The organism is Nocardia sp. NPDC051833 (assembly GCF_040681225.1).
Lineage (GTDB): Bacteria > Actinomycetota > Actinomycetes > Mycobacteriales > Mycobacteriaceae > Nocardia.
In genome coordinates this window covers 999,425-1,019,178 of record NZ_JBFAYK010000001.1, presented here as the reverse complement: position 1 = coordinate 1,019,178, position 19,754 = coordinate 999,425, and the positions used below count along the sequence as shown (strand labels likewise).

Genomic DNA, 19,754 nt, shown 5'->3' with positions numbered 1-19,754 from the left:
CACATGCTGATCGGCGAACTCGCGCACCGGACCGGCGTCAGCACGCGCTTGCTGCGCTACTACGAGGAACAGGGTCTGCTGCGGCCACACCGTGACCCGAACGGCTATCGCAGCTATCCCGAGGCGGCGGTCGGCGAGGTGACCAAGATCCGCGAGCTGCTCGCGGCGGGCCTGACCACCGACGACATCGCCCAGCTGATGCCCTGCACCGACCCGGACGGGCCGGTGCAGGCGTGTGAGATGTCGGTACGGATCATGTCCGAGCGCAGCGCCGAGCTGACCCGGCGGATCACCGACCTGGACCGGCAGCGCGTCGAACTCACCGCGCAACTCGGCGCCGCGCTGGACGCACGGACGGCGGAGACCGGGGAGCGGGTCCCCGCCCACGGCGCCTCGACTACTCCCTGACGTAGAACCGCAGGGTGAGATAGGCCGTCACGGCGGCGAACACGATGCCGATCGGGGCGATGGTCAGCGCGACGACCGCGATGTCGTCCCCGGTGATGCGCGGGAAGACATTGCTGTCGAACAGCGGGCCCAGCGCCCGGTCGATCACCAGCGGCCGCGCGATCACCAGCCCGAGGATCGCCAGCACCGAGCCGACGAACGCCGCCGCGACCGCCTCCAGCAGGAACGGCAGCTGGGTGTACCAGCGGGTCGCGCCGACCAGGCGCATGATGCCGACTTCCGTGCGCCGCGTGTACGCGGCGATCTGCACCATGTTCAGGACCAGCAGCATCGCCGCCAGCGCCATCACCAGCGCCAGCCCGAACGCGGCATTACGCAACCCGTCGAACAGGCTGACCAGGCGGTCGACGAACTCCTTGTCGTTGGCGACGATCCGCACGCCGGGCCTGGTCGCGAAGCTGTCGTAGATGTGCTGGTACTGATCGGCGTCGGTCATCTTCACCCGCAGCGAGGCGGGCAGCGGGGAGTCGGCGATGTACTGCACCATCTCCGGCTGATCGGCGAACAGCTTCTTGGCCTCCTCGAGCGCGTCGGCGCGATTGAGGAACTGCACGCTCTCCACCCCGGAGGTGCCCTTCAGATCCGCCAGCAGCGACTTGCACGGGTCGGCGGCGCAGTCGGGATCGGTGTCGGAGACGGCGTCGTCGAGGTAGAACCGCACCTCGAGCCTGCCGATGAAGAAGTTCTCGGTCTTGTCGGCCATCCGCACCGACAGCATGCCGCCGCCGAGCATCATCAGCGAGACCGCGGTGGTCAGGATCATCGCGATGGTCATCGTCAGGTTGCGGCGCAGACCGTCGGCGACCTCGGTGAACAGGAAACTCAGTCGCATTATCGCCCCACCCCGTAGACACCGGTCGCTTCGTCACGCACGAGTCTGCCGTGGTCGAGCTCCACCACCCGCCTGCGCATCGCGTCGACGATGTGGTTGTCGTGGGTGGCCATCAGCACGGTGGTGCCGGTGCGGTTGATCCGTTCCAGCAGCGCCATGATGTCGGCGCTGGTGTCGGGGTCGAGATTGCCGGTGGGCTCGTCGGCGAGCAGCACCAGCGGCCGGTTGACGAACGCGCGCGCGATCGCCACGCGCTGCTGCTCACCACCGGACAGCTCCGAGGGCAGGCGGTTGCCCTTGCCGCCGAGCCCGACCATGTCGAGCACCTCGGGCACGGTGCGTTCGATGAACTGCCGCCGCTTGCCGATCACCTCGAGCGCGAAGGCCACGTTCTGCTCCACGGTCTTCTGCTGGAGCAGCCGGAAGTCCTGGAAGACGCACCCGATCCGCTGCCGCAACTTGGGCACCTTCCGGCCCGGCAGCCGGTCGACCCGGAAATCGGCCACCCGTATCTCGCCCGCTGTCGGCGACTCCTCCTTGAGCAGCAGCCGCATGAAGGTCGACTTCCCCGAACCGGACGGGCCGATGATGAAGACGAATTCGCCCTTGTCCACCTCGACGGAGACGTTGTCCAGCGCCGGCCGCGTCGAGGTCTTGTACGACTTGGTGACGTTGCGCATGGTGATCACGGGGAGCCAGTGTAGCCAGCGACCGCCCCGGCGACCGGGCCCCGACCGGCGTCGGCGAGGCGGCGAGCAACCCTACGGCGTCGGATCGACCCAGGCGGGCACGGCGTTGAGCAGCGACACCGGGCCGGTGTTGGCGGTTTCGGCGGGCTTGACGAACAGGTAGACGACGAACGTGGACACCCAGGTGGCCATGAGGATCGCCGTCGACTTACGTGGTTTCACTGATTCCTTCCTTACGCAGGGCGGCCGCGACGCGCACGCGCAGCTCACGCCCCACCTCGAATTGTTTGCCCGGCAATGTGCGGGCAACCATCCGGATGTTCATCTCGTCGAGCGAGAGATCTTCCACACCCATCACGGACGGCTCGTCGAGCAGCAGTGGCTTGAGGCGGCGGTCCTGGTAGGCCTTGGTGCACACCTCGTGCAGGACTTCGTTGATCTTGGTGATGTCGGCCTGGGCCGACACCGGCACGTCGATCGCGGCGCGTGCCCAGTCCTTGGACAGGTTGGTCACCTTCACGATCTGCCCGTTCGGGACGGTGATGACCTCGCCGTCGGAGTTGCGCAGCGTGGTGATGCGCAACGTCACGTCCTCCACGGTGCCCTCGGCCGCGTCGGCCGATCCGGTGACCGCGATCCGCACCACGTCACCGAAGCCGTACTGGCGCTCGGTGATCAGGAAGAACCCGGCCAGGATGTCCTGCACGATCCGCTGCGCGCCGAAACCGAGCGCCGCGCCGAGCACGGCCGCCGGGGCGACCAGACCGGTCACCGCGAAGCCCAGCCTGCGCAGCACCTCCATGCCGACCAGCACGTACACGATGGTCAGCACCACCCAGGTGATGACCTGGGCCAGGGCGTGCCGGTGCTTGGCGGCCTCGGTGCGGACCAGGGCGTCGCTCGAGTGGAAGCCCGCGTCGATCTTGGTGGTCACCCGGTCGCGCACGAAGGCGGCGAACCGGCCGAACAGCATCGCGCCGACCACCAGCAGGACGATCTCGAGCCCACTGGACCGCAGCCACGCGGTGATCTCCGGTGCCGTGTTGATCGCGAGGACGCCGCTCATCGCCTCGCCCCGGCCGAGAGTCGACGGGGCTTGCGCTGGCACAGTTCCGGTTCGCTCGAACACACACCCGAAAGGTTACAGCGGGGTCACGGTGCGCGGTCAAACGCGAACAGCGTCACACCGGCCGAGCGAACAGGTGGCTACGCGTCGGCCTGTTCCCGCATGCGCCAACGGATTCCGGACTCGATGAAGCCGTCGATATCGCCGTCGAGCACCGCCGAGGGGTTGTTCACCTCATAGTTGGTGCGCAGGTCCTTGACCATCTGGTACGGGTGCAGCACGTAGGAGCGCATCTGGTTGCCCCACGAGGCGCCCTCGTTGGTCTTGAGCGCGTCCATCTGCGCGCGCTCCTCCTGGCGCTTGCGCTCGAGCAGCTTGGCCTGCAGCACGCGCATGGCCGAGATCTTGTTCTGCAGCTGCGACTTCTCGTTCTGACAGGTCACCACGATGCCGGTGGGAATGTGGGTCAGGCGCACCGCGGAGTCGGTGGTGTTGACGCTCTGACCACCGGGGCCCGAGGAGCGGTACACATCCACCCGGACCTCGCCCTCGGGGATCTCGATGTGGTCGGTGGTCTCGACCACCGGCAGCACCTCGACCTCGGCGAAGGAGGTCTGGCGGCGGCCCTGGTTGTCGAACGGGCTGATCCGGACGAGCCGGTGCGTGCCCATCTCCACCGAGAGCGTGCCGTAGGCGTAGGGCGACTTCACCGCGAAGGTGGCGCTCTTGATGCCCGCCTCTTCGGCGTAGGAGGTGTCGTAGACCTCCACGACGTACTTGTGCCGCTCGGCCCAGCGGATGTACATGCGCATCAGCATCTGCGCCCAGTCGGCGGCGTCGACGCCACCGGCGCCGGAGCGGATGTTGACCAGCGCGTCACGCTTGTCGTATTCGCCGGAGAGCAGGGTGCGCACCTCCATCGCCTCGATGTCGACCCGCAGCGCGGCGCGCTCGGTGTCGGCGTCGGCGGTGGCTTCCGCGGCGGCCGCGCCCTCCTCGGACTCGGCCAATTCGTAGAGCACCGGCAGGTCTTCGAGGCGCTGGCGCAGGTCTTCCACGCGGCGCAGCTCGCTCTGGGCGTGCGACAGCTCGCTGGTCACCTGCTGGGCGTGGTCCTGGTTGTTCCACAGCTCGGGATCGGCCGCCTGGTGCTCGAGCTCATCGATGCGACGGCGTAGCTCCTCGACATCGAGGACCGACTCGACCGTCTTGAGCGTGGTGTCGAGTTCGGCGAGATCGGCGATAACGTCAGGATGCACGATTCCCAAGGTTACCGGTCGGCTCCGACACGGTGAAACACGCGCACCCGCGACGGCGCGCTGCGGTCAGCTCGCGATGGCGCGCAGGCCGCCGGGGCGCCGTCCGAGCAGCCGGTCCAGGGCCGTCGCACTGGCCTCGTCGGCGGGCAGCAGGACATACAGTGACTGGTCGTCGTCGAGGGACAGATCCAGTGATTCGTAGGCCAGTCGCAGCGTGCCCGCCTCGGGATGGCTGATCCGGTTGATCCCGCCCGAGGGTGGCAGTCCCGGCAGCGTGGCCAGCCGATCGGTGAACGGCGCGCCCGCGGTGACCGTCAGCTCGTCGACCAGCGTGGCCACCATCGGATCGGCGCGGTACGGGCCCTGCTTGAGCGAGGCCACGAGCTTGTCGGCGGCGGCGTCCCAGTCCGGGTACAGCTCGCGCGCGCCCGGATGGGTGAAGACGAACCGGGCCACATTGGCCGGTTCGCCCTGCTCGAACAGACCGCTGGGCGCCATCAGTGTGCGGTAGCCCGCGGTGCAGGCCAGCACCTCGGTGAACCGGTTGGTGATCGCGGCGGGCGCGGGTTCGAGCTGGTCGAGGATGGCGCGGATGGTCGGCCGGACGGTGCGGTTCGGGCCGTTCTCGGCGGCACCGCAGCTGAAACCGGACATGCCCTTGGTGAGCTGGTGCAGATGCACCCGTTCGCGCGGGCTCAGCCGCAGCGTGTCGGCCAGCGCCGACAGCACCGGCGGCGACGGATGCCGGTCGCGGCCCTGTTCGAGCCGGATCAGGTACTCCACGCTGACCCCGGCCAGCATCGCGACCTCGGCTCGGCGCAGCCCCGGTGTGCGCCTGCGCGTGCCCGCGGGCAGGCCCACCTCGGCGGGCGTCACCGCCTCGCGGCGGGTACGCAGGAACAGCCCGAGTTCGTTGTCGCTCACCCGATCGACGGTACCCACTCGCGCGGGCCGGAGAGTGGCCGTGCCACTACCACTCTCAGCGTGGTCTCCCTGCCAGCTCCGCGACCGGCGACGGTAGTGACACCGGCCGATCGGGCCGGGCTCACGACAGAGGAGAACACGGTGTCCGCACAGCCACTGAAGCTCGCGATCATCATCGGCAGCGTCCGCGAGGGCCGGTTCGGTCCGGTGGTCGCGAACTGGTTCGCCCAGCAGGTCGACGACCGCTTCGACGTCGACATCATCGATCTGGCCGAGGCCGAGCTGCCCGCCGCGTTGCCGCCGGTGCCGCCCGCCGTCGACCCCGACATGCCGCGCCCGGCAGGGATGAACGACCTCACCGAGCGGCTGGCCGCCGCCGACGCCTATGTCGTCGTCACGCCCGACTACAACCGCAGCTACCCGGCCGCCCTGAAATCGGCCATCGACTGGCACTTCACCCAGTGGGACGCCAAGTCGATCGGCTTCGTCGGCTACAGCGGTGGCTCCGGCGGACTGCTGGCCATCGAGCACCTGCGGCAGGTGTTCAACGAGCTCAACGCCCACACCGTGCGCAACTATGTGTCCTTCCCGCGCTACTACCTGCTCTTCGACGAGAACGGGCAGCTGCGGGAGCCCGCGGAGCCGGCGGCGGCGGCGCAGGCCCTGCTCGATCAGTTGCACTGGTGGGCAAGCGCTCTCGTCGCCGCCCGGTCCGCACAGGTCGCGGTCTGACGACCGAGGCAGGCGGGCCGACCGCGTGGTCGGCCCGGCGCGAAGGCCGCCGTGCGCGGCCGCGGGCACACGTGCCGCCGCGCCGAGCGGCACGCCCGTCGGCCGCGACGTCGGCCGCGTCCGCGCGGCCAAATACACTGGCCCGCGTGGCTGCCTACTCCGCTGACCTGGACCTTGCCCTCCGACTGGCCGACGAGGCCGACGCGATCTCGCGGGTGCGTTTCGGCGCCGTCGACCTGAAGGTCGACGCGAAGCCGGACCTGACGCCGGTCTCGGATGCCGATCTGGCGGTCGAGCAGGTCATCCGGCGCGTGCTCGCCGCCGAACGCCCCGGCGACGCCGTGCTCGGCGAGGAATTCGGCGGCGACGCCGAGTTCACCGGCAGGCAGTGGGTGGTCGACCCGATCGACGGCACCAAGAACTTCGTCCGTGGCGTGCCGGTCTGGGCGAGCCTGATCGCGCTGCTCGTCGACGGGGTGCCGGTGGTCGGGGTGGTCAGCGCGCCCGCGCTGGGCAGGCGCTGGTGGGCGGCCGCGGGCTCGGGCGCGTGGGCCCAGGTGCACCCCGGCGCGCCGAAGCCGATCACGGTGTCGGCGGTGGGCGATCTCGACTCGGCCAGCCTGGCCTTCTCCAGCCTGTCCGGCTGGCACGAGCGGGGGCTGCGGGAGCAGTTCATCAACCTCACCGACGAGGTCTGGCGGGTCCGCGGCTACGGCGACTTCTTCAACTACTGCCTGGTCGCGGAGGGTGCGGTCGACATCGCCGCCGAGCCGGAGGTCTCGCTGTGGGACCTGGCCGCGCTCGACATCCTGGTCCGCGAGGCCGGTGGCGCGTTCACCTCCCTGGACGGTCGATCCGGCCCGCACGGCGGCGACGCGGTGGCGAGCAACGGCCTGCTCCAGGACGAGGTCCTCGCCCGTTTGCACGGCTGATCCGGGTTATCCACATGTGCGCGCAGGCCGGTGAACGCCGTCGTCGGGTCCGGTGGACGGGCTGCGCGCCCGGCCCGCGCTCGTAGGATGGCCCGGTGAGCAATTCCGGCGCCACAGCCCCCGATGTCGACGACTTCCCGCCCGAAGACTTCCCGCCCGACGACGCGTACCCGTCCGATGGTGGCTACGTCTCCGAGCATGATTTCGACGACACGGGCGGCTTCCACTTCGACGACCTCGCCCCGGCCACCCCCGGCCGCGCGGCGGCGCCCGCCCGCGCGGAGACCGCCGACGAGGTGCTGCGCCGGGTCTTCGGCTACGACGCCTTCCGTGGCGACCAGGCCGACATCGTCGCGCAGGTCGTCGGCGGTGGTGACGCGCTGGTCCTGATGCCGACCGGTGGCGGCAAATCGCTGTGCTACCAGGTGCCGTCGCTGGTGCGGCCCGGTGTCGGGGTGGTCGTCTCGCCGCTGATCGCGCTCATGCAGGACCAGGTCGACGCGCTCAGCGCGCTCGGCGTGCGGGCCGGGTTCCTCAACTCCACCCAGTCGCCGGATCAGCGGCGCACGGTGGAAGCGCAGTTCGTCGCCGGTGAACTCGACCTGCTCTACCTCGCGCCCGAACGCCTGCGCCTGGAGTCCACGTTGCGGCTGCTCGACCGCGGCACGGTGGCGCTGTTCGCGATCGACGAGGCGCACTGCGTGTCGCAGTGGGGCCACGACTTCCGGCCCGACTATCTCGCGCTGTCGCTGCTGCACGAGCGCTGGCCCGATGTCCCGCGCATCGCGCTCACCGCGACCGCCACCGAGAAGACCCGCGCCGAGATCGTCGAGCGGCTCGACCTGGGGTCGGCGAAGCAGTTCGTCTCCAGCTTCGACCGGCCCAATATCCAGTACCGGATCGAGTCGAAGAACCGGGCCGACCGCCAGCTGCTCGATTTCATCCGCGCCGAGCACCCCGGCGACGCGGGCATCGTCTACTGCCTCTCGCGCAATTCGGTGGAGAAGACCGCCGCGATGCTCAATGAGAACGGCGTGCGCGCGGTGCCGTACCACGCGGGCCTGGACAACCGGACCCGCGCCGAGAACCAGGCCAGGTTCCTGCGGGAGGACGGCCTGATCGTGGTGGCCACCATCGCTTTCGGCATGGGTATCGACAAGCCCGACGTGCGCTTCGTCGCCCATCTCGATCTGCCCAAGTCGGTGGAGGGCTACTACCAGGAGACCGGTCGCGCCGGCCGCGACGGGCAGCCGTCGACGGCGTGGATGGTCTACGGCCTCGCCGATGTCGTCCAGCAGCGCAAGATGATCGACTCCAGCGAGGGCGACGCCGCGCACCGCAGGCAGTTGCAGCTGCACCTGGACGCCATGCTCGCGCTGTGCGAGACGGTGGGCTGCCGCCGCGTCCAGCTGCTGAACTACTTCGGTCAGCCCGGCCAGGCCTGCGGCAACTGCGATGTGTGCCTGAATCCGCCGGAGACCTGGGACGGCACCGTCCCGGCGCAGAAGCTGCTCTCGACCGTGCTGCGGCTCAAACGCGAACGGGGACAAGCGTTCGGCGCGGGCCATCTGGTCGACATCCTGCTGGGCAAGTCGAACCCGAAGATCACCCAGCACCGGCACAACGAGCTGTCGGTTTTCGGCATCGGCACCGATCTGCGCGATACCGAATGGCGCGGCGTGACGCGTCAGCTGCTCGCCGGCGGCCTGCTCGCGGTGCAGGGGGAGTACGGCGTGCTCGCGCTCACCGAGGCCAGCAACGAGGTGCTGTTCGAGGGCAAGAAGGTGCTGATGCGCCGGGAGCCCGAACGCGCCGCCCGGCCCGCGCGCAGCGCGAAATCGGCCAAGGCGGCGGTGGACCTGCCCGCGACCGACCTGCCGCTGTTCGAACGCTTGCGCGCGTGGCGGGCGGCGACCGCCAAGGAGCAGGGCGTGCCCGCCTACGTGGTGTTCCACGACGCGACCCTGCGCGAAATCGTTGCGCGCAAACCGGGTTCGCTCGCCGAACTCGGGACCGTCGGCGGCGTCGGCGAGAACAAACTGGCCCGCTACGGCGAGGGCGTACTGGCCGCGCTGACCGAGGAGTAACCGGCGAAGGAACCCGCGACGAACCGGGGCGGGGCGCGATACTGTCGAGGCATGGCGAACGGTGAAGGCTCCGAGAGCGAGTCGTCGGGCGGCACGAGCCAGGGCGGCGGCGATACTCCGCTGCCGCCGATCCCGCACCGGCACATCGACCCGGTCGTCGCGCCCAGCCTGCTCGGCGGCCACCACCCGGTGGTCCACCGGGGCAGGCCACGCTGGTCGACCGTCGCCCTGATCCTCGTCTTCGCCTCGGCGCTCGCCCTCTATCTGGCCCTGCGTCCGGGCGGCTGACGGCCGGGCCCCTCGCGATCCGGTACCCGCGCGGTTCCGGAATCTTTGCGATGCTGCGGACCAGGAGACGACGCCGAGCACTGTGACCTGTGGTAGCCGCAGGTCATAGCCCCGCCGACCGCTCCGCCCGCGGCGCACTGTAGGCCTCCTCGACCGATCGAGCCGATCGGTCCCGGCCCGAGGAGGCGACGGGAATGCTGTGGGTGACCTGGGTGACGCGAGGGGTGTGCGCCGCCCTGATCGCGACCGGATTCGTCTGTGCGACAGCACCGGAGGGCACCGCCGAGCCCGCGACCCCGATCGGCGTCGCGGACCTGCATCGGATGCTGACGCCGACGCTGCTCGGCACCTACGGCGACGACACCGCCGTGGTGATCCTCGGCTACGGCCTGACACCCGAGGGCGACCTGCGCCCGGAACTGGTCCGGCGGTTACGGGCGGGCCTGGTGCAGGCGGTGTTCGCGCCGTGGTCGCCGATCATCGTCACCGGCGGGAACCCGCGGGCCGGGCTGAGCGAGGCCGACGCGATGGCCGACTGGCTCCTCGCGGCCGGTGTCGACCCGGCGCGGATCCTGCGGGAGCCGCAGGCCGATTCCACGGTGGCCAACGCCCGCTTCACCGCCGCGCTGATGGCCGAACATCACCTGCGCGCCGCCGTGCTGGTGACCTCCGGCGACCATGTCGACCGGGCCAGAGCGGCCTTCGACGACGCGGGCGTGCTCGTCGTCGGCGAGTTCACTCCCGACCGCACGCTGTGGCCGGTGCTGCCGCTGCGGATCGACCGCTTCGGTCCCGCGCTACCGCCCGGTTAGCCGTTCGCTGTGACCGGACACAGTGTTTCGTCATGTGACCCGCCGCCGGACCGTCGGCCCGCCATCGTTGGGCCCAGGGGGTCAGCCGTTTCCCGCCCGTCAACTCCGAGGTGACATCCAATGACGCTCCAGCTGTCCGACCGCGACATCCTGGCCGAACTCGAACCGACCGCCGAAGCGAACCTGAACGACCACCTGGCCAAGGCCAAGGACTGGCACCCGCACGACTACGTGCCGTGGGACGAGGGCCGCAACTTCGCCGCGATGGGCGGCATCGACTGGGACCCGGAGCAGTCCCGGCTCAGCGAGGTGGCCAAGGCGGCGATGATCACCAACCTGCTCACCGAGGACAACCTGCCCTCCTACCACCGCGAGCTGGCCGACACCTTCGGCTTCGACAACGCCTGGGGCACCTGGGTCGGGCGCTGGACCGCCGAGGAGAACCGGCACGGCATCGTCATGCGCGACTACCTGGTGGTGACGCGCGCGGTCGACCCGGTGGCGCTCGAGGAAGCCAGGATGGCGCACATGACCGCGGGCATCGCCAAGCCGGAGAAGGGCTCGCAGTTCCTCAAGGGCGTCGCCTACGTCACCTTCCAGGAGCTGGCCACCAGGATCAGCCACCGCAACACCGGCAGGCTGTGCGACGACCCGATCGCCGACCGCATGCTGGCACGCATCGCGACCGACGAGAACCTGCACATGGTCTTCTACCGCAAGCTCTGCGCGGCCGCCCTCGACCTCACCCCCGACGCGACCATGCGCGCCATCGCCGACGTCGTCCTGCGCTTCCAGATGCCCGGCCTGAACCAGCCCAACTTCCGCCGCAACGCGGTCCTGCTCGCCAAGCACGGCGTCTACGACCTGCGCCAGCACCTCGATGTCGTGCTCGAACCCGTGCTGCGCACCTGGAAGGTCTTCGACCGCACCGACCTCGGCGACGAGGGCGAACGCGCCCGCGACGAACTGCACGCCTACCTGCTCGACCTCGAGGCCAAGGCGACCCGCTTCGAGGAACAGCGCGACCGGGCACTGGCCCGCGCCCTCGAGCGCGCGGCGAGCTGAGGGCGGGGCGGACCTTGGAATAAACGGCTGGCGCGGTCACTTAGAGTTGACCGTTATGAAGGAAAAGGGCAGGAAGGTCATCGCGACCAACCGCCGGGCGCGGCACAACTACACGATCCTCGACACCTATGAGGCGGGGATCGCGCTGGTCGGCACCGAAGTGAAGAGCCTGCGCGAAGGCAAGGCGTCCCTCGTCGACGCCTTCGCGACCGTCGACAACGGCGAGGTCTGGCTGCGCGGCCTGCACATTCCGGAGTTCAGCCACGGCACCTGGACCAACCATTCGCCGCGGCGCACCCGCAAGCTGCTGCTGCACAAGCGCGAGATCGAGCACCTGGTCGGCAAGTCGAGGGAGGGCAACCAGACGCTGGTGCCGCTGTCGATGTACTTCTCCGACGGCAAGGTGAAGGTCGAGCTCGCGCTCGCCAAGGGTAAGCAGGACTACGACAAGCGCCAGGACCTCGCCCGCAGGCAGGCCGAGCGGGAGGTCACGCGCGAGATCGGTCGGCGGGTCAAAGGCATGCGTTGATCTCCGTCCTGCTCGCCCTCGTGGCGGCGGCGGGCTACGGAGTCAGCGATTTCTTCGGCGGGATCGCCGCCCGGCGGGTCACCGCGCTGCGGGTGGTCGTCGTGTCGTACCCGTTCTCGGTGCTGCTGGTCCTGCTGATCGCGCCGCTGGTCGGCGGGCACGCGGACGCGGCGTCGATGCTGTGGGGCCTGGCCGCCGGCGTGGCCAGCGGGCTGGCGGTGTGGTGGTTCTACGCCGCGCTCGCCGACGGGCCGATGTCGGTGGTGTCGCCGGTGACCGCGGTGCTGGTCGCCGGGATCCCGGTGGTCGCCGGGTTCTTCCTCGGCGAGCGGCCGGGCCCGGCGGCCATCGCGGGGATCGCGCTCGCGCTGGTCGCGGTCGTGCTGGTCAGCCGGGAAGCGCCCGACGAGACGACCGAGGAGATCATCGGCGGGCGGGAACTGCGCTTCACCCGCCGGGTCGCGCTGTTGACCGTCGGTTCCGGCGCCGCGTTCGGATTCGCCTTCTTCTTCCTGCACGAGACCAGCGCGAGTGCCGGGCTGTGGCCGCTGCTCGGCCAGCGCGCCGCCGCGACGGCCGTCGTCTGGACCTCCGCGCTGGCGGCGGGCCAGTTCCGCGGCCTGCACGGGGAACCGCTGCGGCTGGCGCTGGCGGTCGGTGTCCTCGATGTGATCGCCAACGCGGCGCTGCTGTACGCCTTCCACGGATCGTTGCTGTCGGTGGTCAGCGTGATCGGCTCGCTGTATCCGGCCGCGACCGTGCTGCTGGCGATGGTGCTGCTCGGCGAACGGATCAGCACGACGCAGAAGGTGGGCATGGTGCTCGCGCTCGCGGCGGTCGCCATGATCGCCGCGAGCTGACGCCGACTACAGCCGGGTGCAGGGCTCGTGCAGGTTCAGCTTTTCCAGCGTGCTGCCCTGGTAGCCGACCTCGATCGCCCGCGCGCCCATCGGCGCCGCCTTGTCCGGCTCGAACACCGAGGTCCACTCGCCGCTCAGATCGGGTTCGTTCGCGCCCGCCGGATGGATGACGACCATGCCCTCACCGTCGGGGCGCAGATCCGTGATCGTGCGGCGCAACCCGGCCCGGGTGAGCTCCCGCTCCTCGGCCGCCGCGATGAGCAGGGCCTTGAGCGGATAGGAGATCGCCCAGCCGAGTGAATAGCCGAAGTTGGCCGGTTCGCGATCGATGGCGGCGCGGGCGTGCCGGGCGCCGACGCTGTCGCCGTTCCAGCTGTCGACCGGGGTCGTGTAGTTGTACAGCGCCGTCAGCGCGGGGGCCGCGGCGGTCTGCAGCAGCGCCGCGTTCCAGGTCGGCAGCGAGCCGAGGAAGCGGCCGGTGTAGCCCGACTTCACCAGCTTGCCCACGATCTCGGCGGTCTCGGCCGGACCGGTGGCCAGCATGACCAGGTCGGGGTCGGCGGCCAGGATCTCCTCGACCGGCCCGTCCTGATTGCCGACCTCACCGTTGGGGCCGGTGTCGATCCGGTCGGCGATGGTGGCGCCGTTGGCGATCGCCCACTTCAGCGCGCCGCTGGCGTAGTCGCCGCCGTAGTTGCCGCGATAGGCGACGACGGCGATGTTGTGCGGCGCGTAGTGGGTGCGGGTGAACCAGTCCAGGCCGGTCACCGCCTCGGTGCAGTAGGAATAGCCCGCGCTGAGCACCAGGTTGCGATCGGCGCTGCGGTAGTTCCAGCCCGACCACTGGGTGGCCGCCACGCTGACCATGTCGTCGGCGTCCATCTGATTGAGCATCGCGATGGTCTGGGCGGTGCCGAAGCTCATCGCCAGCGCGAGCACGTTCGGCTCGATCTCGGCGTAGGCGGTGCGGTGCGTGCGCGGGTCGAGGGAGGTGTTGCGGGTGTTGGTGGTGATGTCGATGTCGTAGCCGCCGATGCCGCCCGCCTGGTTCACCTGGTTCCAGAACGCCAGCTGGCCCTCGTTCATCGACGCGCCGAGCGCGGTGAACGGGCCGTTCGCCAGGTCGGACAGCACGCCGAGGTAGATGCACCCCCGGTCCTTGTGCGGTGATCCGGGACACGGTGCGCTGGTCACACCCGGCCCGGCGGTCGATTCGCCGGCGGAGCAAGCGGCAGCGAGGACGAGACCGGCCACGACGGGCACAGCCGCCGACCGACGCAGCCGACTGGTGAATGCCATGAGGTAACTCCTTGTTCCAGCCGCACACGGGATCTCGCGCGTCCCGGTCCGGCCGATCGAGAACAGTACCCCGGTCGACCGGCGCGTCTACCCGGATCGGCGGTGCGAATCAGTGTGGTTCGCTGACGAGTCACATCGGCGACACCCCGCGCTGGCAGAAATATCGGGAAGATTCGCGGCGACGGCAGTGTTAACATGACTAGCCCGCACGGTGCGGGCACGTACGGGGCTGAACGGTTTCGACTGCGTACGTTGATTCAGGGGAAGCGTGTCGGTGCAGGCAAGAGACCACCGTAAGCGTCGTTGCAACCAATTAAGCGCCGATTCCAATCAGCGCGAGTACGCCCTCGCTGCCTAAGTAGCAGGTCGTCTCTGTCAGACCGGGTTCGTCCCTCGATCCGGACCCTGGCATCAGCTAGAGGGAATTACCGTTCGGCTCGGTCGCGGAGTCGGACGGGACATCTAACAGCGACTGGGATCGTCATCCGGGCTTGTTCGCGAGACCTGGAGGTCCGAGTAGAGGCAGAGCGAACTGCACACGGAGAAGCCCTGATGGCACGACGGAGGACCCGGGTTCGATTCCCGGCAGCTCCACTCGAGGCCCCTCACCTGGAATCCAGGTGAGGGGCTTTTCGCTTCGGTCTACCCGCCGGCCCTGCGGCGGAAGGTGCGCTTGCCCCCTGCCCCGGACTGGGTTCCGCGCACCTTGGCGGCGTTCTGCCCGGCGCCGCCGACCCCGGCCTTCCCGTTCTTGCGCTCGAGTGCTTCGCGGAACTTCCGCTTGGTCGCTTCTTCCTGCGTTTCGGTTGCGTCGCCACCGGAGAGTTCGGTGGCGGGTTCTAGTTCGTCGGCCATCACCACAGCCTGCCACCTTTCGGCCGATCGTCGAATCCGCAGGCGGGCAACCGCTGTCAGGTCAGGCTCGCCACCCAGGAACCGTTGCACCCCAGTTCGGTGTTGAGCCCGGCGTCGAACACCCAGACGACCTCGGCGGGCGGGTTCATGGTGAAGTTCCAGGCACCACTCGGCGAGGTGATCACGACGTTGTCCGCGTCGGCCACGACACTCACCTGGTCGTGCACGAACGTCCAGTACCCACCCCACGTCGGGTAGTTGAGCCGGATCTCGACATCGTGCCCGACATGGTTCTGCACCACCAGACACGACCCGGGAAAGTCCTCCGCCACGATCGTGCTCATCCCGGCCTCGGCCCCGGCGACCCCGTTACCGACCCCGGTCAGTGCAACACCCAGCACCGCGACCACCATCGCCGATATCTTCATGTCTCTCCCCTCCACCCCGGCGGAACCATCGCCACCGGCCGTTGTCACGTTGCGGCGCAACGCTTTCGGTAGACGCTAGGGGAGGTCGGGCTGTGTGACTCTTGCGTAATTCGTAAAGCCACAGGTCAGCGGAACGGAGGTCGTTTCCGGTTCGGACGGATTCCGTCGATCATTCCCCCGGAACGGCGGGTGGGCGGTCGGGGACGAGGTGGGTGGCCAGGGCGGTGCCGATGGGGATGGCGTTGTTGGTGGCGGGGGAGGTGGGGCCGTGGGTGGTGTAGACGATGATCGTGGTCTCGGTTTTGGTGTCGTAGAGGGCGACGCCGTTGTAGCCGCCGTAGGCGGGGTTCATGTAGAGCCAGTCGGCCAGGTGGACGACGCCGAAGGCGAAGTACTTCTCGGTGGTGAACGGGCCGAGGCCCGCGGTGGAGGGGCCCATCATCTGCTGGAACTGGTCGGGGGTGAGGCGTTCGCCGGTGGCGAGGGCGCGGACCCAGCGGCCGAGGTCGGCGACGGGGGCGTTCATGTTGCCGCTGTGCAGGAAGGCGGTGGGGTTCCAGAAGGTGGAGTCCTCGAAGCCGTTGCGCTCGTTGGTGTAGCCGTGCAGGTAGGGCTCGTCGATCGCCGGGTTCAGGACGACCTTGCTGTCGTGCATGCCGAGCGGGATCAGGATGTGCTGGGCGATCAACTCGCCCAGTGGCTTCCCGGTGGCGTTCTGCAGCACCTCGCCGAGGACGACGAGATCGCTGTGCGCGTAGCCGAAGTCGGTGCCGGGTTCGAACAGCGGCGGACGGGCGTTGGCGCGTTCGAACAGCTGGGACGCGGTCCACTCGCGGATCGGGTTCTCGGCGAAGATCTTCAGGAACTCCGGGTCGGTCACGTAGTCGGCGATGCCGGAGGTGCTGTCGGCGAGCATGCGCGGGGTGATCTTGTCCGCGCGCGGGAAGTCGGGCAGCCAGCGGGCGATGGGTTCGTCCATCTTCAGCACGCCGTTGCCGTCGAGCCGCCACAGCACGGTCGACAGCATGGGTTCCATCGGCTGGCCGACGCGCACTTTCATCTCGGGGGTCGCGGGGACACCGAGCGGGGATCCGCCGAACGCGCCGAGCGCGATCTGCTCCTCGCCCCGCCAGACCCCGTAGACGGCCGAGCTGACCCCGAGCTTGGTCACCTTGCCGCGCACGATGTCGGTGATCGCGGTGGCCTCGGGACTGTCCGGCGGCGCGGTCGACGACCCGGTGTCGCTGCCGGACCCGCAGGCCGCGGTGCCGAGGACGAGCAGGAACGCGAGCACCGCGGACGCGCTACGGTGCCCCCGGTACCGGGGCGACACGCTCATGACGGCGATCCCTTCGTGGAAGAAAACTCACCCGAGCAGCGCAGTCGAATCTACGCCGCCCCCTTCCGCCGGAACAGCCCATCGGTAGGATCCTGCGAGGCGGGGCGGGCCAGGAGGGATGTGGCTGTGATCGAGGTGTGGGGTGCGCGCGTCGCCGTGCGGTACGCGGACGGCAGGCTGGTGACGACGCCGCTGCGGGCCGACAACGAGACCGCGCTCGATATCGCCGTGGCCGAGCTGGCCCGGATCGCGCTCGCGACCACCGACGACGACCAGCTGGCGATGCTGCTGTTCTTCCGGTCGTCGGAGTTCCGCGTCAACGGCTCGGCGACCGACCGGCATCCGGTCCCGGTGTTCCTCGAGCTCGGGGTGCGCGAGCAGGCGCAGGTGCTGGTCCGGGCGGTCGAACGCGATCTGGTCAGCCTGCGCCGGGTGTTCCCACCGCGGCCGAATCTCGTGCCGCCGCGCCCGGTGCCCGGCCCGAACGGTCCGCGCAGGCCCGATGTGTCGGCCGCGGCGGACCGAATGCGCTTCGCGGGCAACTCGGTCCGCGAGATCGACATCCTGCACGGCTGCGCCCGACCGGACGAATACGTGCTGGAGCTGGCCCAGGCGGGGCACGAGGGCGCGCCGGGACTGGTCGCGATCACCACGCTGCGGCTGCTGTTCGTCTCGGCGTGGGCGATCTACGAGTTCCCGGTCGCCGTGCTCACCGGCGCCGAGGTGCGCACCCCGCCGGGGCAGGTGGTGACGCTGCGCGTGTCGGGCGCGGGCAGCGACCTGGACTTCCTCGACTGGGAGCCCGAGGATTTCGGCCGGGTCGCCGAGGCGCTGCGGCTGGCCTGCGAGATCGAGCACGTCGACGGGTCGATCTCGCCGTCGCTGCCGTCCTCGGCCGACCTGTTCGGCGAATGGCAGCTGCTGGTGGAGCGGCGCAAGCTGGGGATGGTCGCCGACGATCCGTTCCGGCGTCAGGCCGTCGGCATCATGCTGGCGATGCCGGGCTGAACACCGGCGCGCCCCGGTGCAGGGCCACCCGCCGCCACGGGCTCGACGGTCGCAGGTGCAGTCCGGCGATCATCCGCCTGCGTTCGGCGATCTGGGTCCTGGCGGCCGAGAGATCCTGCGCGGCGGCCCAGAAGATGGCGCCGGTGAGGAAGCCGTCGCCGAACTGGCGCCAGTTGCGGTAGTGCTGCCGGGCGCGGTCGAGGCCGGTCAGCATGTGTTCCCACGCCTCGTCCTCGGTGAGATACCCGGCGGTGCAGGCGGCGCGGGCGATGAAGACCAGCCGGGCCAGGTCCCAGGCGGTGGCGTCGGTCTGCAACGGGGTCGGCAAGCTCTCGGTGATGCCGAGTTTGATCGCCTGCAGCCAGGCGTCGTAGTCGCGGTCGATGCCGGCGGGCCCACGATAGCCGCGGAAACCCGAGAGGGTGTGCAGGAATTCGCGATGCTCGTCGGCCAGGCCGGTGCGGTCGACCCGCCCGGTCTCGGTGGCCGCGGCCACGGCCAGCGGATGGACGAGCTCGAACAGCGGCGCGTGCATGCCGGCGAGCAGCCTGCGGATGGTGTCGCGCGCGTCCTCGGCGTTGTCGACGCCCCACGATTCGTGCAGGCCCTCGATGGCGGTCTCGCGCCGGGTGGCGGTGCTGTCGTCCTCCTCGGGCAGGAACGCGACCGCGTCGCAGTAGGCGCCCCAGCTGCGCCCGTAGTAGGCGCCGACGGCGAGCGCCCTGATCCGGTCGTCATCGATCGCCGCGCCCGACCAGACATCGGGTTCGTCATCGATGTCGGGGCCGGGAAATCCCGCGACCCGCGGTCGCCGCACTGATCCTGCCGGTTGCATGGAGCGCACCCCTCCGCCGAGCCGAAACGTTGTGCCGCCAGATCTTACGACCGATCCGGCACCGGGTCGCGGTCAGCCCCGGTCCACGCCCCGGTCGTGCCGCGGCGGGTCAGCGCCCGAAGGCGCGCAGCTGGTAGAGCCCGCGCGAGGTGGCGACCGTGGTGCCCGCGCTGTCGGTGACGACCGCCTCCAGGACGAAGTCGGCTTTGCCAGCGGCCGCGGCTTCGGCGGCGACCCGGGTGATCTCGTCCTCGCTCAGCGTGGCCTCGGCGCGCAGGTCGGTGCGGGCCATCGCCCGGAACGCGATGTCGAAGGACTTCACCAGCGGATAGAAGGCCGAGGTGTCGAAGCTGCCCGCGGTGATCGCGCCGCCGAGCACCTCGGCGACGGTGAACTGCACGCCCGCGTAGATGGCTCCGAAGTGATTGCCGTTGCCCTCGATCGGCACGGTGGTGACGGCGTGGCCGCGCCCCACCTCGAGCACCCGGACCCCCATCTTCGCGGCCACCGGCATGGCCACCTCGATGACGCTGTTGACGGTGTCGACCAAGTCGTCTGCGGGCATGGGCCGCGTCCTTTCGCGAAACGGGACCTCACTGTCCCGACGCCAGCCAGGGTATCGATTGCGGGCCGGTGGCGGAGCGATTCGTCGGTGGTCGGGGTTACCGTCGAAGGCGTGGCGGAATACCGGGAACGCGCGGCGCGGCTGGATCGCGCCGTCGTGTGGACGCGCGCGGTGGCTGAACCGGCAGGCCCGGTCACGGTGTTCCCCGACGGCTGCATGGACCTGATCTGGACCGAGGGCACGCTGATGGTGGCCGGCCCGGACAGCCGCGCCGTCCGGGTACCCACCGCCAGGGCCGCGGAGTTCGTCGGCATCCGGTTCGCGCCGGGCACCGCGCCCGCGCTGCTGGGCATTCCCGCCGTCGAACTGCTCGATCAGCGGGTCGACCTGGCCGACCTCTTCCCCGATCGCCGGGTCCGCGCGCTGGTCGACCGGGTGGACAACGCGCCCGACCGCGTTGCGGCCTTGGAATCGATCGTGTTGCGATTCGCTTCCGACGCGGCACCGCCCGACCCGGCGCTCGCCGGGATCGTCGACGCCATCGCCGCGGGCACCACGGTGGCGCGCACGGCGGCCGCGGCGGGGATGTCCGCGCGTTTGCTGCACCGGCGCTCCCTGGCCGCTTTCGGCTACGGACCCAAGATGCTGGCCCGGATTCTGCGCTTCCAGCGCGCGCTCGCGGCGGTGCGCGCGGGCATTCCGGCGGCGGAAACCGCCGCGGTCACCGGCTTCGCGGACCAGGCGCATCTGTCCAGGGAAGTCCGTGACCTGGCCGGATGCTCGGTGCGCGCGTTACAAGCGGGCTGAGCCTCGCGCCCGCGCCCGGAAAGTCTCATTCGGCAAGGTCGTACCGGCGAGTTACGCTCACAAGGCACGCCCCGT

At 69.9% G+C, this 19,754-nt stretch carries 23 protein-coding genes and 1 other RNA gene; 12 read left to right on the top strand and 12 right to left on the bottom strand.

All coding sequences use genetic code 11. From position 1 onward, the window contains the following. The first annotated feature begins 3 nt into the window (after window positions 1-3). Complete coding sequence (locus tag AB0L91_RS04670) at window positions 4-408, top strand: MerR family transcriptional regulator (protein WP_365007262.1); 405 nt, start codon at window positions 4-6, stop codon at window positions 406-408. Here AB0L91_RS04670 and ftsX read toward each other — a convergent pair. The 6 genes from ftsX to AB0L91_RS04640 all read right to left on the bottom strand — a co-directional run bounded on the left by ftsX (window position 398) and on the right by AB0L91_RS04640 (window position 5,238). Then, on the bottom strand, window positions 398-1,300 hold the full coding sequence (gene ftsX, locus AB0L91_RS04665; protein ID WP_218717631.1) for a permease-like cell division protein FtsX: 903 nt from the start codon (window positions 1,298-1,300) through the stop codon (window positions 398-400). The two genes, AB0L91_RS04670 and ftsX, sit on opposite strands and share 11 nt — an antisense overlap. Beyond that, window positions 1,300-1,989, bottom strand: coding sequence for a cell division ATP-binding protein FtsE (gene ftsE / locus AB0L91_RS04660; RefSeq protein WP_218717630.1), 690 nt, complete (start codon window positions 1,987-1,989; stop codon window positions 1,300-1,302). The genes ftsX and ftsE overlap by 1 nt, the downstream gene beginning before the upstream one ends. Before the next feature lie 72 nt (window positions 1,990-2,061). Continuing rightward, a complete protein-coding gene (locus AB0L91_RS04655; RefSeq protein WP_189026920.1) occupies window positions 2,062-2,211 on the bottom strand; it encodes a hypothetical protein in 150 nt (49 codons plus the stop codon). After that, window positions 2,198-3,055: a mechanosensitive ion channel family protein gene (locus AB0L91_RS04650; protein ID WP_357343692.1), complete on the bottom strand. Its 858-nt coding sequence runs from the start codon at window positions 3,053-3,055 to the stop codon at window positions 2,198-2,200. Before AB0L91_RS04650 ends, AB0L91_RS04655 begins: the two co-directional genes overlap by 14 nt. A gap of 140 nt (window positions 3,056-3,195) precedes the next feature. Continuing rightward, a complete protein-coding gene (prfB, locus tag AB0L91_RS04645; RefSeq protein WP_365007261.1) occupies window positions 3,196-4,314 on the bottom strand; it encodes a peptide chain release factor 2 in 1,119 nt (372 codons plus the stop codon). A gap of 66 nt (window positions 4,315-4,380) precedes the next feature. Next, a complete protein-coding gene (locus AB0L91_RS04640) occupies window positions 4,381-5,238 on the bottom strand; it encodes a helix-turn-helix transcriptional regulator (protein WP_365007260.1) in 858 nt (285 codons plus the stop codon). A 141-nt stretch (window positions 5,239-5,379) separates the two neighbouring features. Here AB0L91_RS04640 and AB0L91_RS04635 point away from each other — a divergent pair, with 141 nt between their 5' ends. The 8 genes from AB0L91_RS04635 to AB0L91_RS04600 all read left to right on the top strand — a co-directional run bounded on the left by AB0L91_RS04635 (window position 5,380) and on the right by AB0L91_RS04600 (window position 12,543). Then, on the top strand, window positions 5,380-5,970 hold the full coding sequence (locus AB0L91_RS04635) for an NAD(P)H-dependent oxidoreductase (protein ID WP_357343697.1): 591 nt from the start codon (window positions 5,380-5,382) through the stop codon (window positions 5,968-5,970). Between the two features lie 146 nt (window positions 5,971-6,116). Beyond that, complete coding sequence (gene hisN, locus AB0L91_RS04630) at window positions 6,117-6,902, top strand: histidinol-phosphatase (protein ID WP_365007259.1); 786 nt, start codon at window positions 6,117-6,119, stop codon at window positions 6,900-6,902. A gap of 95 nt (window positions 6,903-6,997) precedes the next feature. Further along, window positions 6,998-8,989, top strand: coding sequence for a DNA helicase RecQ (gene recQ, locus AB0L91_RS04625; RefSeq protein ID WP_365007258.1), 1,992 nt, complete (start codon window positions 6,998-7,000; stop codon window positions 8,987-8,989). Window positions 8,990-9,040: 51 nt separating this feature from the next. After that, window positions 9,041-9,277, top strand: coding sequence for a hypothetical protein (locus AB0L91_RS04620; RefSeq protein WP_365007257.1), 237 nt, complete (start codon window positions 9,041-9,043; stop codon window positions 9,275-9,277). 194 nt (window positions 9,278-9,471) lie between these two features. After that, window positions 9,472-10,089: a YdcF family protein gene (locus AB0L91_RS04615; protein WP_365007256.1), complete on the top strand. Its 618-nt coding sequence runs from the start codon at window positions 9,472-9,474 to the stop codon at window positions 10,087-10,089. A gap of 120 nt (window positions 10,090-10,209) precedes the next feature. Next, window positions 10,210-11,154 carry an acyl-ACP desaturase gene (locus AB0L91_RS04610; RefSeq protein WP_357343705.1) on the top strand — a complete coding sequence of 315 codons (945 nt, stop codon included), beginning with the start codon at window positions 10,210-10,212 and terminating at the stop codon, window positions 11,152-11,154. A gap of 55 nt (window positions 11,155-11,209) precedes the next feature. Then, window positions 11,210-11,683, top strand: a complete 474-nt coding sequence (smpB, locus tag AB0L91_RS04605; RefSeq protein WP_110036321.1) for an SsrA-binding protein SmpB — start codon at window positions 11,210-11,212, stop codon at window positions 11,681-11,683. Further along, entirely contained in the window at window positions 11,680-12,543 is an 864-nt protein-coding gene (locus tag AB0L91_RS04600; RefSeq protein WP_357343706.1) for an EamA family transporter, read from the top strand. Before smpB ends, AB0L91_RS04600 begins: the two co-directional genes overlap by 4 nt. Before the next feature lie 6 nt (window positions 12,544-12,549). Here AB0L91_RS04600 and AB0L91_RS04595 read toward each other — a convergent pair whose 3' ends face one another. Next, window positions 12,550-13,842, bottom strand: coding sequence for an ABC transporter substrate-binding protein (locus tag AB0L91_RS04595; RefSeq protein ID WP_357343708.1), 1,293 nt, complete (start codon window positions 13,840-13,842; stop codon window positions 12,550-12,552). Between the two features lie 225 nt (window positions 13,843-14,067). Between AB0L91_RS04595 and ssrA the strand changes: the two genes are divergently transcribed. Further along, window positions 14,068-14,439, top strand: a transfer-messenger RNA (tmRNA) gene (gene ssrA, locus AB0L91_RS04590). Window positions 14,440-14,484: 45 nt separating this feature from the next. On the opposite strand, the gene AB0L91_RS04585 is transcribed toward ssrA, so the two are convergent. The 3 genes from AB0L91_RS04585 to AB0L91_RS04575 all read right to left on the bottom strand — a co-directional run bounded on the left by AB0L91_RS04585 (window position 14,485) and on the right by AB0L91_RS04575 (window position 16,464). Next, window positions 14,485-14,697, bottom strand: a complete 213-nt coding sequence (locus AB0L91_RS04585) for a DUF5302 domain-containing protein (RefSeq protein WP_365007255.1) — start codon at window positions 14,695-14,697, stop codon at window positions 14,485-14,487. A 56-nt stretch (window positions 14,698-14,753) separates the two neighbouring features. Then, window positions 14,754-15,125 carry a hypothetical protein gene (locus AB0L91_RS04580; protein ID WP_365007254.1) on the bottom strand — a complete coding sequence of 124 codons (372 nt, stop codon included), beginning with the start codon at window positions 15,123-15,125 and terminating at the stop codon, window positions 14,754-14,756. Between the two features lie 169 nt (window positions 15,126-15,294). After that, window positions 15,295-16,464, bottom strand: coding sequence for a serine hydrolase domain-containing protein (locus AB0L91_RS04575; protein WP_365007253.1), 1,170 nt, complete (start codon window positions 16,462-16,464; stop codon window positions 15,295-15,297). A gap of 120 nt (window positions 16,465-16,584) precedes the next feature. On the opposite strand from AB0L91_RS04575, the gene AB0L91_RS04570 reads away from it, so the two are divergent. Beyond that, complete coding sequence (locus AB0L91_RS04570) at window positions 16,585-17,472, top strand: hypothetical protein (protein WP_357343714.1); 888 nt, start codon at window positions 16,585-16,587, stop codon at window positions 17,470-17,472. Here the strand turns inward: AB0L91_RS04570 and AB0L91_RS04565 are convergent. Next, on the bottom strand, window positions 17,450-18,289 hold the full coding sequence (locus AB0L91_RS04565; RefSeq protein WP_365007252.1) for a DUF1266 domain-containing protein: 840 nt from the start codon (window positions 18,287-18,289) through the stop codon (window positions 17,450-17,452). The genes AB0L91_RS04570 and AB0L91_RS04565 overlap by 23 nt on opposite strands. Window positions 18,290-18,416: 127 nt before the next feature. Then, window positions 18,417-18,872, bottom strand: coding sequence for a YiiD C-terminal domain-containing protein (locus AB0L91_RS04560; RefSeq protein WP_365007251.1), 456 nt, complete (start codon window positions 18,870-18,872; stop codon window positions 18,417-18,419). Between the two features lie 111 nt (window positions 18,873-18,983). Between AB0L91_RS04560 and AB0L91_RS04555 the strand changes: the two genes are divergently transcribed. Continuing rightward, complete coding sequence (locus AB0L91_RS04555; RefSeq protein ID WP_365007250.1) at window positions 18,984-19,679, top strand: helix-turn-helix domain-containing protein; 696 nt, start codon at window positions 18,984-18,986, stop codon at window positions 19,677-19,679. The last annotated feature ends 75 nt before the right edge of the window (window positions 19,680-19,754 follow it).